We start from the raw sequence: 14,080 nt of genomic DNA, 5'->3' as shown, positions 1-14,080 counted from the left end.
GCTCACCCCGGTTTCCCGGAGGAGCCGGTCAAGCGTTTCGCACGCCGCTCAGGGTGCCAAGATCCAGCCGCCGATCCCTGGGTTCTGGTCCGTCGTCAAGGGCAGTGAAGTCTTTTTTGTGCGTGACGACTTCTCTGTCCTGAATACTGGCAACGTCAGCAATCTGCGGACGAAGCAGAATCTGACGCAAGCGCTCGAGCGGGAGAACCGCCCCAAGATCGATGTTGCACAACTCAACCTGAAGGATGCAATCCGGTTCGGTAACGGTTCGCGAAAGCTCTACGTCTTCTCGGACCCCGACTGTCCTTATTGCCGACGCCTCGATGGCGAACTCACCGAGCTGAAGGACGTCACGATCTATATCTTCCCGTTCCCGCTCGCCCAGTTGCATCCGAACGCGCACGGCGTGTCGGAGGCAGTCTGGTGCCGGTCGGATCGGGCGGCAGCATGGACCAAATATCAAGACCTTGCACGTGATGGTTTTTCGGGCCCGCCGCTCGATGCGGCCCCGGAAGCGGACTATAAAAAGCGCTCAGCGCGCCTGATCTCTTCATGGCGCGACTATCTCCACTCACGCCATCAGCCGGATCAGCCCACCTGCGATAACCCGATCGCCCGCAACCTCAGTTTCGGCGAGAAGTGGAATATCAACGGCGTTCCGGCCCTAGTCTTCGAGGACGGAACCCTTGTCCCTGGGATGACGCCCACTGCCCGCATCGAGGCGCAGCTGACCAAGTCCCATGCAAACCTGACGGCATCCAAATGAGCACGCTCAAATTTCGCCTTCTTGGCTCCGTTGCGGCGCCCGGTCGCCATACGGCGCTGCACGTCAGCGTCGTCACGCTGGTCGCCACGGCTGTCTTCATGATGCTGACAGCTGGTGACCTCGGTCCCTTGGCGCCGCTGATCATCGCCGCATCGTTCTATGTGATTTTCGCGGCGGTAGTAATCGAACTGGTTCTCGGGGGTTCTGGTGCAAATAGGTAAGCGGGTTGAAAAAGTTCATATAGGTGGGAAGGCTTATCGATCAAACAGGACCGCATTCCATACGGCGGGCGCAGCGGCCTGCTTGAGGCCGAGCTTTGCGAGATCGAACTGCCCCTTGCGAATGCGATGCGTCAACTCGATTCCTGAAATCGTGGTCGCGGCGCTCCAGAATCGCTTGAACCCAAGCATCACGTTCGTTCTGGACTTGATGTGGCAATGGTCTTGCTCGATCACGTTGTTCAGATATTTTGAGGACCGCACCTTCGTGTCTTCAGGCAGCAGACCATCGGTCTTCATTTCGCGCACCGCGCGGTGCGAGGCGGCATAGCCGTCGAGCGTGATGGTCTCCGGCGGCTGGCCCTGACGCTTGATGGCCTTGCTGAAAAAAGCTTTGGCCGCAGCCACGTCGCGTCGGGCTCTGAGCACGAAGTCCACCGTCTGGCCAGCCCGATCCACTGCCCGGTACAGGTAGACCCACCTGCCGCGAATCTTCAGGTAGGTCTCATCGACACGCCACGAGCGACCCGCAGGTGTAGCAAAGCGGTTCCAGCGTTTGACGAAATCGGGTGTATAACGCCTCACCCAGCGCAGAATCGTCGTGTGAGCCAGCGACAATCCCCGTTCGGCCATCATCCCGACCAGATCGCGAAAGCTGAGCTTGTAGCGCAGGTACCAGCGAACGCACAGGATGATCTCCCGATCAAAATGGCGTCCGCCGAACAACTTCTCCGGACTTTTCAGCTTGCTCATCGCGGCTCGTCGGTTCGTTTTGTTCCGACAACTCTAACCCATTCGTCGGCTATATTTGCACCAGTGCCCAAATAGGTAGCGTGGTCGAAATAATCTTTATAGATCTGAATACCGTCATCTTTTCTCATTGGACAGAAAACGATAGACGCGGAGTGTCGCACTGACGACCTTCCGCGTCTTCATTGTCGACTTTGTTCGTCGCTTACAAACGAGGAATATCGATCCGCGCGGTTATCTGGCTGTTGGCACGATCATCGCTGTTCGATCCCGGGATCTTTGAGGCCCAGTTCCACACCTTCTGCATTCCAGAAGACGGGAGAACAGCACCGTCACGATCCGTGCATGACCAGCACACACTGCATTCACCTATGGCGTGGATAACACACGTACAGGTAATAGTGTATTTGCTTTTACATGTTTGGACAGTTCGAAAGGAAGGCACATGATGAGCGTTAGACGTGCGGCATCCCATTTTCTGACGACAGCCATCTTCGCGACCGCACTAACGATGTCGGGGCCAGTTCATGCGGCTGGAAAAAGTGGCGAAGCATTCGTCGTACTGAAATACATCGATAGCGTGCTCGGAAATGGTTCTCCAGATCCCAGCATGGAACACAGGGCGTTCTGCGCCAAGAAACTGAGCGAACCGGCCACTCACTATCACGACATGAAGGTCGCGACCAAGTACGACGTAGTCGGCGACGAACAATCGGCGAAGTCGACCTTCCCTTCGCCGGTGAGCACCCAGCCGCTGGAGCTGACTGTCGATTTACATCCACTCGGGATTGAAGAGAAATATGCATTCGGAGCCTTCAGACCTTCGCCTGTTCCGGATGACTACGTCCTCTTTTCCATGTCGCTGGAGTTCAAGGACCCAACGAGCACCTTCCTGATCATCAATGAGGACAAGCCCTTTAATTGCGTGATCTCAAGCGCCTCAGATCCCTTCACGCGGATCGAAAGCGGCAAGTTCGCCGTCGACTCGAAGTGAGAGCTAATCTCGGCTCTGGCTTAGAGCCGCTAACACAAGTCATCAACGAAGCGCGAGCAGATAACGGCAGCAGCCAAGGAAAGCAAAGCACTACGAATGTCGAGACGCCGTTCGAAACGAATGCGCAGTTCGCCGAAACCGGCAAACCATGCATGCGTGCGCTCGACCACCCAGCGATGCCGCCCGAGCCGCTCCTTGCTTTCCACGCCGCGACGGGCAATACGGGCCGTGATTCCGCGCTGCTTCAGGTAACGCCGACAGCGGGCAAAGTCATAGCCCTTGTCCGCATGCAACTTGCCCGGGGGTTTGCGGGGCTGTCCATTCAGACCCGAGACTGCCGGAATGGCATCGAGCGTGGGCTCGAATGCCATCGAGTCGTGTCGGTTGGCGCCCGTGACCGTGATGGCCAGTGGAATGCTGCGCGCGTCTACAACGATGTGCCGTTTCGACCCGAGCTTCCCCCGGTCTGTCGGGATGGGGCCGGTTTCCTGGCCCCCCGGGGACTGGAAACACTGGGGCTCTGTCAGGTTGACGCAGGAGCGGGGGTAGAATGAAGCGATGAAGAAAAGAAAGTCGCTTTATCACGGTCACCGCTTCCCTGCCATCGTCATCAGCTGCGCGGTTCGCTGGTATTTCCGGTTCAGCCTGAGCCTGCGCGATATCGAGGAGTTGTTGCTCGAGCGTGGTGTCGTCGTCAGGTACGAAACAATCCGTTGCTGGTGCGACAAGTTCGGCGCTGAATTCGCCCAGCGTGCAAAGACGGCGCGGCGCAAGCGGGGCAACACATGGCATCTGGATGAGAGTGTGTCACGAACACAAGCGAAAGCTTGTGGTGCTGTACGGAAGATGGGAGTTGGCCTCCCGGAGTCGGCTTGCAGGAACAGGCTCCAAACCGGCCGGTGCTGCTGCGTTCAAAAGGCGCGGTGGTGAGCGACCGCGGAAAAGTCATCCATGAAGGATGGCAGGTATATGTGTTGAGAAGATGAGCGCAAGCAAACCGTTCGATGATGCGTCGTTAAGATGTTAAAGCGCTGTCAAAACCGGGGCCATCTCGTCGCTCCGGGATCAGTCAGGAGGGGACCTGCTTACGGACCTGACGGCAGCCGGCGTAAAGGCGGCATGAGCTCACCACAGGCTTCGGTATGGAACGTGAGAAGCTTGCTGTGGATGTACAGGGAAATGACAAGTGGCAGACACCATGAGGAAGAATACCGATGCCACAGTGAGGGGCGGAGCTGCCCATAGTAGTGTTGAAGCCGTTGTAATGACGGTGGAGCGAAGGGGTAGCGTTATCCCGTTGACGAAAGTCGCCAACCTGCTTTGCGGGGATGAGTGACGTGACATCAACAAAACCTATTGCATTGCGAAGCGCACGGTGTGGGAAGCGTATCAGCTGGTGAGGGCCAACCGGGGTGCTGCAGGCGTGGACGATGAAACGATCGCCATGTTCGAGCAGAACCTGTCTGGCAATCTGTACAAGTTGTGGAACCGGATGGCGTCGGGCTCGTATTTCCCGCCACCGGTGAAGCAGGTTGAGATACCGAAAGCCAAGGGCGGTACCAGAAAGCTGGGCGTGCCCACCGTGTCAGATCGATTGGCCCAGACGGTTGTCAAGCTCATGATCGAGCCGATACTCGAGTCGATATTCCATAAAGATTCCTATGGGTACCGGCCTGGGAGGTCGGCGAAACATGCAGTTTCGGTAACCCGTGAGCGCTGCTGGAAATACGACTGGGTTGTTGAGTTTGACATCAAGGCGGCATTCGATCAGATTGATCATGGCCTCCTGCTCAAGGCGGTGCGTAGGCACAGCAAGGCGGACTGGATGCTGCTGTATATCGAGCGGTGGCTGACTGCGCCGTTTGAGACTGCGGACGGAACCAGATTGCCGAGGGTGCGTGGTACACCTCAGGGCGGAGTGGTCAGTCCGATGCTGATGAATCTGTTCATGCACTATGCGCTTGACACATGGATGCAGCGCCACTTCCCGCAATGTCCCTTTGCGCGTCATGCCGATGATGCGGTGGTCCATTGCCGCAGCGAGGCGCAGGCGCAGGAGGTCATGCATGCCATTGCCTCGCGGCTGGCGGAATGTGGGTTGGAGATGCATCCTGAAAAGTCAAGCATCGTGTATTGCAAGGGCCGAAGCCGTACTCAAGCCTACCCGAATGTGACCTTCACATTTCTGGGTTTCCAGTTTCGTCCGCGAAGGGTGATGACCCGGTCTGGGCAACTCTCAACGAGCTTCCTGCCCGGCGTGAGTCGTGATGTGCCCTGAAACGGATGAGACAGACAGTGCGGGGGTGGCGGCTACCTCGTCAGACGTTCAGGTCACTGGTCGAACTGGCCGATCAATGCAATCCCACGATACGAAGCTGGTGGAACTATTACGGGGCTTTCTATCGGACTGCCATGCAGGGGCTCGGTCGGTATCTGGACCGCAAGCTCGCCCGCTGGGCCCGGTGCAAGTACAAAACACTACGACGGCATAAACGTCGTAGCGACGAGTGGTTGCACAAGATGAGGGAGGCGTACCGACGACAGTTTGTGCACTGGCAGTTTCTGGGAGTAAAGGTTGGATAACGGGAGCCGTGTAAATCGAGAGGTTTACGCACGGTTCTGCGAGAGGCTCGGGGTGAAATCCCCCGGGCCTACTTACCTGTTCGTGACGCTGCGCGGGGAGCCGTATCTGTTGTGGCGCGCGGTCGATGAGCATGGCACTGAACTCGACGTTCTGGTGCAAAAACGACGCGACAAGGCCGTAGCCAAGCGCTTCTTCCAGCGAGTGCTGCGATCAAACCCGGTGCCGCGCAGGATCGTCACTGACCAGCTACGCAGCTATCCGGCAGCGAAGTCCGAGATTCCAGAGCTCGCTCACGTGAAGCACGTTTTCGTCAAGGCGGTTGCGCGCGTGAATAACCGCGCCGAGAATAGCCACCAGCCGACCCGCAGACGCAAACGCCAGATGCTCGGCTTTCGCGATGCGCGTCGCGCTCAGGCGTTTCTCTCACGGTTCGGCCCGATCCGGCAGCACTTTGCTTTACCCAGACATCGAATGAAAGCGGCAAGTCACCGTGCCGAGCTCCAGGAACGCTTCGCCACATGGTACGGTTGGACTGGAACTGCCTCAATCGGTAAGGCTATTTAATAAGGATAACTACCATTACCGGGTGCGCGTACAGTCTACGTTCGTCAACTTGACAAAGCCCTGCCGTGGTGCCGGGAGAATGCTCCCTGAGCAGCATGGCAATGTCAGCGCATTGCTTCTGCATCTCTTCGTCGAGGGGACTGACCGACTTGCGGCGCTGGCTCAGGCTCGCAGTCACATAGGCGAGCTTCGCCCACGCGTCGTTCGGATGGCAGCCGCTGTAGGCGCAGAAATGGTCGAAGTCATCCAGCGCGGTGTGACCCAGGTCGTTTTTCGGCAGAGGACGGTTTCCGATGATCAACCGAAGGAGTTCGTCTGGTTTTCCGTAAGTCATTCCGACCTCCAATGATGAGACTAGGACCAGCAAGGTCGATTCCTGCCTAACTGTCCGATTGCGACCCAACATGGCGGGCTCAAGTCAGGGAATATCGACGCGGCGTCGCCGTCCGGGTGTTTTAATTCTCCCTACGGGGAACGATACTCCTTCCACGATTAACCCACTGATAACAACGGATAAGACCAACATGAAAGCCGTCATAGTAGGCTGCATAGTCGTTTTTCTCGCGGGCTGCGCGACACAACCCGTTTCAGACAATGAAGCCGAGCAGGTATCGAGCCCGGCATTCGCGCCAGTGCGACGGCGACGACGGAGATCATCGTGACGTGCGACAGCGGGAGCCTGGGCTCAGGGGGCAGCGCGCGGATTAAGGTTGACGGCCGCGTCGCGGCGGAGTTGCGCCCGTCACAGCAGGTTTGTCTGTACATTGAGCCAGGGGATCACGTCGTGACAGTGGGCTCCATTTTTCGCGATACCGCCGCTACGGAGACGGTCACCCGACCCGGTCAGCCGCGCCGCTACCGGGTCAGAATTGGCTTCGTTGATTATGAGCTTATTCCGCAGAGCCCGTCCGAGACGCACTGATCTACTGCGAGGGCGATAGGGGACTGTGTCGCGATGCAAGCAGCCGCAAAAGTTCTTCGCGAAGATCCGAGACATCCAGCAAGTGCTGCGCGCGTGTGAAGGCGACGTAAAGTAGTCGCAGTTCGTCGTCCTCGACCGTCAGACGGCCGTCGATGTACTTGAACAAGAAATCATTGACGACCTTGACCCGCTTCCATTCGAGACCCTTGGCTCTGTGCACCGTTGAGATAACGTAGTCGGACTCCGTCTCGGGCGCTATCCGTTGCGCCAACGAGCGCAGATAACCTGTTCCCAACTCGTCCACAGTTTCGCACGATCGGCAGCAGATCCGCACCAGCCACACTGCGAGCGAAAGACTGCGCGTCCTTCCATGTCTCAAACAGGGAAAACGCTGCAGGCCTGAAAGCACGACGTCCCTCGAGCAGTGCATCGGCGCCGTCCGCATACGCGACGATTTCCGCTGAACTCATGCGGATCGACGGTCTGTGGCCTGCCTCTACCCCTGCGGCAAGATGCCAGATCGCTGACACATTCTTGCGACATAGGATGGCATCGACGGGGGGTGAGACAGACGGGTCTTCAACCCCGATCGAGCCGATCGCTTCCTGGCCGCGAACGGGTGTTTGCTCGCCCATCAAAGCCAGCAGCCGACTGGCCAGCGAGGCAATCGCGGGGCCGAAACGGAACGACTCCGTCAGGGCGTATTCGGGTGCATGTATCTGCGCCATTGCGTTAACTGCACCACGCCATTCATATATCTGTTGATATGGATCGCCAACGAAGACGATTTGCGCGTGCCGTTGTCGATCAAGGAGCCACAGCATCACTCCGTCGCTATCCTGTGCTTCATCGAACAGGATGAAATCAGATTCTATGCACGGGTCCGTTTGCGCCCAGACCTTCAGGTAGACGTCAGGAATAATCGCACTGCGGCCGCGGGGATCGATGCTCTCACTCCAAAGACGCCCGACATACGGACGCAATCCGTCTCGCAGCCAATCGGCCGCTTTCGCGTCGATTTTCTCGTCGACCGGAACGTGAAGCGCGTTCGGTGTGTCGTCAGCCGAACGGCAGAATCTGCCAAGACCGTCGACAATCATGCGACCTATCTCAAATGGCGTGATCTCGACGATCTTGCCCGTGACGAGTGGTACCTCGACCGGACCGAGGCCATAACGGGCCGCGAGTTCTTGTGGCGGCTCTGCCGGTAGATTCACCCGAGCGCTAAGCGCAGATGAGACAGATCTGTAGGCACGCGAGTGGACAGTCCCTGATGCGACGTTTGGGGGAAAGCCGCGCCTCGCGTGTTCTGCGATTTCGCGGTTGAATGCGAGATAGGTACCGCGCCGATGTGAAAGACGGTCTGCGACAAGACGCAGCGTCGAAGTTTTTCCCGCGCCAGCGTACGCTTTGATCTTTATGTTGCCGCCCGTGGAGACGGCGTCGACGATCGCCTGCTGCTGCGCCGTTGGTCTTATCAAACGAGCCATTGCGGGTTTAGACCTTCGCGACGTGGTCGCAGAAGCAGACCGCACGTTCTAGGCTCGTGGTTTCCATGGGGCGGAAGCAATTATGAGTTTTCGCAGCGCACCGGCCATAATGCGGTTCAGTTATCTCGGAACCCGGTCTCGTGGTACGGTGAGCCCGTATCCCCGACCTATTATATAGCGCGCCAATTTTGCCCCGCCACGCCATGCAAGTCATTGCTGTTTGCCGGCAGCCTGTCGCGGGGGCCGAAAGCGCTGCGAGGAAACACCGCACGCTCGTTCGTTTGTTGTTGTGTCAAAGCCATTCTGAAATGTCCGCTTTACTGGCCAAGTTCAAATGTCCGCTTTTAGGGGTTGGAAATCTGTTTCTTAGGGTTTCAGCTCACGCAGTGTCGATGGATGGCGTTTGAATTGGCAGGGCGCTTACGCCTGTTCCACTGTCCCTTGCAGACCTCCGGCCAGGTTTGCCGGGTTGCGTTGGCGACGTTCTGAGTTGCGCGAGTTCCATCACCACGTGCTCGACGTCGGTCTGCGTAACCTCGCGCTGCTTCTTCTTGCCTGGCTGTGGCGTATTCCGGTTGGTCCTGGTCGAGTCACCGCGGTGCGTGCGCGAGGGCGCCTTGCCGATCCGGCTGTGATCGCGTTGAGCCTGAATGACCTGTGAGACCTGAAGTATGTGACTCAACCGTTTGTGTTCGACGACGGCGCCCTGGTCAACCTCGGTCAGCCGGTCGTACTCGCGGTACGGCACTACCCGGCCATCCGCCCGCAGCTCGATGCGCCCGTCCGGATACTCCCAGACCTCGATATATCGATCAATCAGCTTGCGGTTCTCCGGCGTATCGTCCAGCAGGTACATCACCCGGTCGTACTGCACCGTCAGCGACTTCTTGACCTTTCGCGGCTCGCGCCAGGTGAGGACCAGATCAAGGCTCTCTTCGGCTCGCAGTGGCCGGTGTGCGTCGAAATCGCTCTTCGGCGACCTGGCAAAGCGCGCGTTGTAGGCCGCCATGAAGGAGGGCACCCATGCGTTGGCTTCGTCCAGCGTACTGATGCCGCGCAACCGCAGTTCCTTTACCAGGCGGTCCTGCAGCGTCAGATGGGCGCGCTCCACACGCCCCTTGGCCTGGCTCGAATTCGCGCAGAACGTGTCGATGTTCAACTCGTACATCGCGCGCCCGAACGGCGTCACGCTGCGCTCGGTCCGCTCGGCACTGGTGCTGCGGAATACGCTGGCCTTGTCGCTGTAGAACGCACCAGGCTTGCCATAGCGCTCGATGTACGCGCGAGTGGCCTCAAAGTAGCTGAAGGTCGATTCCGTCTGGGTGAAGTGCAGTTCCATCAGCCGGCTCGTCGCATCGTCCACGTACACCAGCAACGTGCAGGCCGGTGCGCGGTCCTCGAACCAGCGATGATCGCAACCATCGATCTGGATCAGTTCGCCCAGACAGGCGCGACGAGCACGTGGCTGATAGATCTTCGGCGGACGTTGACGGCGCGGCACCCACAGCTGGGCATCCATCATCAATTGCCGGACCGTTTCCTTCGCCAGGCGGATGCCGTGGCATTCCCACAGCTTCTCGCACGCCAGTGTGGGCCCGAAATCGGCATAGCGCTCACGGACAATCGACAGCGCCCGCTCTGCAGTTACGCGATCCAGCCGGTTGTTGCTGGGCTTCGCGCGTCGCCGCGACACGAGACCTTGGGGCCCGTGTTCACGCAATCGGCCAACCAGCCGACGAATCTGCCGCGTCGTCAAACCAAGTCTCTGCGCCGCACGCAACGGTTTGAGCCTGCCGTCCACCACATCCTGAATGACCTTGAGTCTGTCCAGCTCACGCATCGTCATCGTTATCCGTTCTGTTGCCGACATCCAAAGCTCCCAAACACTGGAATCCCAGCGGTTGATCAGCTTACGATCGACTCAAAAAGCGGACATTTGAACTTGGCTAAAAGCGGACATTACAACTTAGCCGTTACATGTTGTGTCAAAGCCATTCTGAAATGTCCGCTTACTGGCCAAGTTCAAATGTCCGCTTTTAGGGGTTGGAAATCTGTTTCTTAGGGTTTCAGCTCACGCAGTGTCGATGGATGGCGTTTGAATTGGCAGGGCGCTTACGCCTGTTCCACTGTCCCTTGCAGACCTCCGGCCAGGTTTGCCGGGTTGCGTTGGCGACGTTCTGAGTTGCGCGAGTTCCATCACCACGTGCTCGACGTCGGTCTGCGTAACCTCGCGCTGCTTCTTCTTGCCTGGCTGTGGCGTATTCCGGTTGGTCCTGGTCGAGTCACCGCGGTGCGTGCGCGAGGGCGCCTTGCCGATCCGGCTGTGATCGCGTTGAGCCTGAATGACCTGTGAGACCTGAAGTATGTGACTCAACCGTTTGTGTTCGACGACGGCGCCCTGGTCAACCTCGGTCAGCCGGTCGTACTCGCGGTACGGCACTACCCGGCCATCCGCCCGCAGCTCGATGCGCCCGTCCGGATACTCCCAGACCTCGATATATCGATCAATCAGCTTGCGGTTCTCCGGCGTATCGTCCAGCAGGTACATCACCCGGTCGTACTGCACCGTCAGCGACTTCTTGACCTTTCGCGGCTCGCGCCAGGTGAGGACCAGATCAAGGCTCTCTTCGGCTCGCAGTGGCCGGTGTGCGTCGAAATCGCTCTTCGGCGACCTGGCAAAGCGCGCGTTGTAGGCCGCCATGAAGGAGGGCACCCATGCGTTGGCTTCGTCCAGCGTACTGATGCCGCGCAACCGCAGTTCCTTTACCAGGCGGTCCTGCAGCGTCAGATGGGCGCGCTCCACACGCCCCTTGGCCTGGCTCGAATTCGCGCAGAACGTGTCGATGTTCAACTCGTACATCGCGCGCCCGAACGGCGTCACGCTGCGCTCGGTCCGCTCGGCACTGGTGCTGCGGAATACGCTGGCCTTGTCGCTGTAGAACGCACCAGGCTTGCCATAGCGCTCGATGTACGCGCGAGTGGCCTCAAAGTAGCTGAAGGTCGATTCCGTCTGGGTGAAGTGCAGTTCCATCAGCCGGCTCGTCGCATCGTCCACGTACACCAGCAACGTGCAGGCCGGTGCGCGGTCCTCGAACCAGCGATGATCGCAACCATCGATCTGGATCAGTTCGCCCAGACAGGCGCGACGAGCACGTGGCTGATAGATCTTCGGCGGACGTTGACGGCGCGGCACCCACAGCTGGGCATCCATCATCAATTGCCGGACCGTTTCCTTCGCCAGGCGGATGCCGTGGCATTCCCACAGCTTCTCGCACGCCAGTGTGGGCCCGAAATCGGCATAGCGCTCACGGACAATCGACAGCGCCCGCTCTGCAGTTACGCGATCCAGCCGGTTGTTGCTGGGCTTCGCGCGTCGCCGCGACACGAGACCTTGGGGCCCGTGTTCACGCAATCGGCCAACCAGCCGACGAATCTGCCGCGTCGTCAAACCAAGTCTCTGCGCCGCACGCAACGGTTTGAGCCTGCCGTCCACCACATCCTGAATGACCTTGAGTCTGTCCAGCTCACGCATCGTCATCGTTATCCGTTCTGTTGCCGACATCCAAAGCTCCCAAACACTGGAATCCCAGCGGTTGATCAGCTTACGATCGACTCAAAAAGCGGACATTTGAACTTGGCTAAAAGCGGACATTACAACTTAGCCGTTACATGTTGTGTCAGTGATTAAAACAATTATGTCAAGTTGCCTTCTGTTGCCCTTTGGCGCCGTTTCTCGACACTCACGCGTGGCTCGCTATGTCGGTGGCGCAGCGCGCCGCAACAACCGCGGGTCGGTCAGCCACTCCTCGCGCGCACCGATTTCGACGTGAGCAAAATCAGTATGATGGGGATTGAATAGATAATTGAATTCAGCCGGGACGACTGCACTGGGAACGGCCAGCACCGCACTTGCGTGCGCCTGCGACCAAGTAGCCCCGATCTGCTGGAGTTCACCACGCGCGGAGATGTCCCGCCAGTCGGCGGGCAAAGTGGCTGGATCGATACGTTCAACGATTCTTTCGGGGAATCTGGCTGGGATCATCACATAGTGCGCACGCAACGGCGAATCTTGGACCAGCATCTCTAGGAGCGCCAGCGATTGCGTGTGCGCCGTGTACACCATCGCGACACCTTTGGGATTCCACCGGCCACCATACAGTCGAGCACCTTCCCCAGAGAAAGCCGTATCCGCGTACCGCTCGGTGACCACCCGCCATACCGTGAGCATCACGCAAACACGCCATGCTCGATGCGCCCGAGCGTGTCCATCACGCTATCGGTACCAATGTCGGTATCCACAAGGCTGAGAGGTGTCGAACCTTCCAGCGCCGCAATCGGTGTCTTAAGCCACGCGAGCGCCGTGTCGAGATCCTCAAAAACCTCTGCAGCGCGCGCGACCACGCGCGCGAGCCGCAGCAGCTTTGCTGATTCTTCACGACTCAACACGCCTTCCCGCTTGCGTCGTGCCAGCGTTCGCTCAGGAATATCGAGCGCCTGCGCCAACTCCGCCTGCGATAGTCCGATCGATCTGAGCATCGCATCGAGCGCCTGCGATGAAATCCCATGGCGGACCACGTCTACCCATTCCAGCCCCGATCGAGGGGCGCGCGGGAAAACAGTGCGACCTCCGAGCAGTGAGTCGGCTGAGACCCTTCCGATAAGATTCATGGTTTCACCTCCTGCCATTTGGCATCTATTTTACACCAAAATGGCAGGCGCGTCTGCCGTTTGTCGCCCTGCGCGCTAGGCTACGCATGCCATCGTTGCCATGGCCCATTTCTGTCATGACGGACGGCATTGTCACCCGTTGAAAGGCCGTTGGAAAGCGGTACAGCACTACGCACAAGGCGCGGCCTTGCGTTGTTGCGAAGCGGTCGCTGATCCCGTGCGAAGCGTCGCGGCGCATCCGGTATTTCGTTCATCTGGTTGCGGAACTGATCCGCACCAGTCACCCATCGGGTTCAAGGCGAGTGCCGGTGTTCTGGTCTTCGCCCCTGGCTCACGTGGAGCCCCAGAAAGCCGTCGGTACCAGGCCAATGTCCATGGGGTGAGACAACAATATGGTTACCTGTGTGGGCACCAGGCTTGCTCGGGCTCATGGTCTGGGCGTCTCAGTCGTTACGCTGCATCGGGGATGGCCGGGGGTGTGTCCCAATCAACTTGCTGGTTTGATGTCAACAATGCCGCCGGGCTCGTCACCCCCCGCCAAGGTCAGCTGAAACATCGGTTGAGGTCAAAGGGTTTGCCCTCCCGCATCATGTAATAAGCGGCGCGCGCGAGCTTGTGGGTTCTGTTGCAGTAAGGCCCACGTTAAAATTGGGTAGCGAATTTTTGAACTGTGCGATGAAGAAGACGAAGACACCGCAAACCACACTCGCGCCGGGCCTGGCCAAGGTCCTGAAGCGCCTTCACTACCCGCTTGAAGTGATTTTGCTGTGCGTGCGATGGTACGTGGCCTATTCGCTGAGTTTGCGCAATCTTGCGGAAATGATGGACGAGCGTGGTATCGCGGTGGATCATTCGACGGTGTACCGCTGGGTCATCAAGCTGCTGCCGCTCTTCCAAAGGCGCTTCCACAAGCACAAGCGTCCGGTTGGGAAAAGCTGGCGAATGGACGAGAGCTATAGTACGCCCAGCCAGCGTAGCCCGCCCGTATGGGGGTGAAACTGCTTGAGCATGTTTGGAATGCAGTACCCGGAGGAGTAGACATTGTAGTACCGGGCATGCCCTTCCTCTGCTGCGAGAGGAAGTGAGCCGAAGCGGCGGTGACTTGCCGACACTGGCAAGGTGAC

General features: G+C 58.7%; 11 protein-coding genes and 5 pseudogenes. 8 read left to right on the top strand and 8 right to left on the bottom strand.

Features of this window, described 5'->3' with window-relative positions; genetic code table 11:
* The first annotated feature begins 118 nt into the window (after positions 1–118).
* Positions 119–766: a DsbC family protein gene (locus QFZ91_RS28375; protein ID WP_429569116.1), complete on the top strand. Its 648-nt coding sequence runs from the start codon at positions 119–121 to the stop codon at positions 764–766.
* Positions 763–987 (top strand): hypothetical protein, encoded by a 225-nt coding sequence (locus QFZ91_RS28370; RefSeq protein WP_429569115.1) that lies wholly within the window; start codon positions 763–765, stop codon positions 985–987. The genes QFZ91_RS28375 and QFZ91_RS28370 overlap by 4 nt, the downstream gene beginning before the upstream one ends.
* Before the next feature lie 33 nt (positions 988–1,020).
* On the opposite strand, the gene QFZ91_RS28365 is transcribed toward QFZ91_RS28370, so the two are convergent.
* Positions 1,021–1,737, bottom strand: a complete 717-nt coding sequence (locus tag QFZ91_RS28365) for an IS6 family transposase (RefSeq protein WP_429569114.1) — start codon at positions 1,735–1,737, stop codon at positions 1,021–1,023.
* A gap of 442 nt (positions 1,738–2,179) precedes the next feature.
* Between QFZ91_RS28365 and QFZ91_RS28360 the strand changes: the two genes are divergently transcribed.
* Positions 2,180–2,728, top strand: coding sequence for a hypothetical protein (locus QFZ91_RS28360; RefSeq protein ID WP_429569113.1), 549 nt, complete (start codon positions 2,180–2,182; stop codon positions 2,726–2,728).
* 29 nt (positions 2,729–2,757) lie between these two features.
* Here the strand turns inward: QFZ91_RS28360 and QFZ91_RS28355 are convergent.
* Positions 2,758–3,228: pseudogene (locus QFZ91_RS28355) on the bottom strand (IS5 family transposase); the annotation flags it as partial.
* A 58-nt stretch (positions 3,229–3,286) separates the two neighbouring features.
* On the opposite strand from QFZ91_RS28355, the pseudogene QFZ91_RS28350 reads away from it, so the two are divergent.
* From QFZ91_RS28350 to QFZ91_RS28335, 4 genes and pseudogenes are all read left to right on the top strand, one after another.
* Positions 3,287–3,529: pseudogene (locus tag QFZ91_RS28350) on the top strand (IS6 family transposase); the annotation flags it as partial.
* Between the two features lie 622 nt (positions 3,530–4,151).
* A complete protein-coding gene (gene ltrA / locus QFZ91_RS28345) occupies positions 4,152–5,006 on the top strand; it encodes a group II intron reverse transcriptase/maturase (RefSeq protein WP_429557361.1) in 855 nt (284 codons plus the stop codon).
* Positions 5,007–5,011: 5 nt separating this feature from the next.
* Positions 5,012–5,311, top strand: a complete 300-nt coding sequence (locus tag QFZ91_RS28340) for a group II intron maturase-specific domain-containing protein (RefSeq protein WP_429524081.1) — start codon at positions 5,012–5,014, stop codon at positions 5,309–5,311.
* Positions 5,304–5,876: pseudogene (locus QFZ91_RS28335) on the top strand (DDE-type integrase/transposase/recombinase); the annotation flags it as partial. The gene QFZ91_RS28340 and the pseudogene QFZ91_RS28335, both read left to right, overlap by 8 nt.
* Here QFZ91_RS28335 and QFZ91_RS28330 read toward each other — a convergent pair.
* The 6 genes and pseudogenes from QFZ91_RS28330 to parS all read right to left on the bottom strand — a co-directional run bounded on the left by QFZ91_RS28330 (position 5,869) and on the right by parS (position 12,974).
* Positions 5,869–6,210, bottom strand: coding sequence for a hypothetical protein (locus QFZ91_RS28330; protein WP_429569112.1), 342 nt, complete (start codon positions 6,208–6,210; stop codon positions 5,869–5,871). The pseudogene QFZ91_RS28335 and the gene QFZ91_RS28330 overlap by 8 nt on opposite strands.
* Positions 6,211–6,799: 589 nt before the next feature.
* Positions 6,800–8,288, bottom strand: a pseudogene (locus tag QFZ91_RS28325) (UvrD-helicase domain-containing protein).
* A 379-nt stretch (positions 8,289–8,667) separates the two neighbouring features.
* A complete protein-coding gene (locus QFZ91_RS28320; protein ID WP_429568831.1) occupies positions 8,668–10,158 on the bottom strand; it encodes an ISNCY family transposase in 1,491 nt (496 codons plus the stop codon).
* A 201-nt stretch (positions 10,159–10,359) separates the two neighbouring features.
* The gene (locus QFZ91_RS28315) at positions 10,360–11,850 is read right to left on the bottom strand and encodes an ISNCY family transposase (protein WP_429568831.1); all 1,491 of its coding nucleotides are present in this window, start codon (positions 11,848–11,850) and stop codon (positions 10,360–10,362) included.
* 192 nt (positions 11,851–12,042) lie between these two features.
* A complete protein-coding gene (locus QFZ91_RS28310; protein ID WP_176370157.1) occupies positions 12,043–12,516 on the bottom strand; it encodes an RES family NAD+ phosphorylase in 474 nt (157 codons plus the stop codon).
* Entirely contained in the window at positions 12,516–12,974 is a 459-nt protein-coding gene (parS, locus tag QFZ91_RS28305; protein ID WP_429524080.1) for a type II RES/Xre toxin-antitoxin system antitoxin, read from the bottom strand. Before parS ends, QFZ91_RS28310 begins: the two co-directional genes overlap by 1 nt.
* 657 nt (positions 12,975–13,631) lie before the next feature.
* Between parS and QFZ91_RS28300 the strand changes: the two are divergent.
* Positions 13,632–13,913: pseudogene (locus QFZ91_RS28300) on the top strand (IS6 family transposase); the annotation flags it as partial.
* Between the last annotated feature and the right edge of the window lie 167 nt (positions 13,914–14,080).

The sequence above is a fragment of the Paraburkholderia sp. JPY419 genome (assembly GCF_050435705.1).
In the GTDB taxonomy this organism is placed as follows: Bacteria; Pseudomonadota; Gammaproteobacteria; order Burkholderiales; family Burkholderiaceae; genus Paraburkholderia; species Paraburkholderia youngii.
The sequence above is the reverse complement of the archived record's forward strand: the minus strand, read 5'-3'. Positions and strand labels throughout refer to the sequence as shown.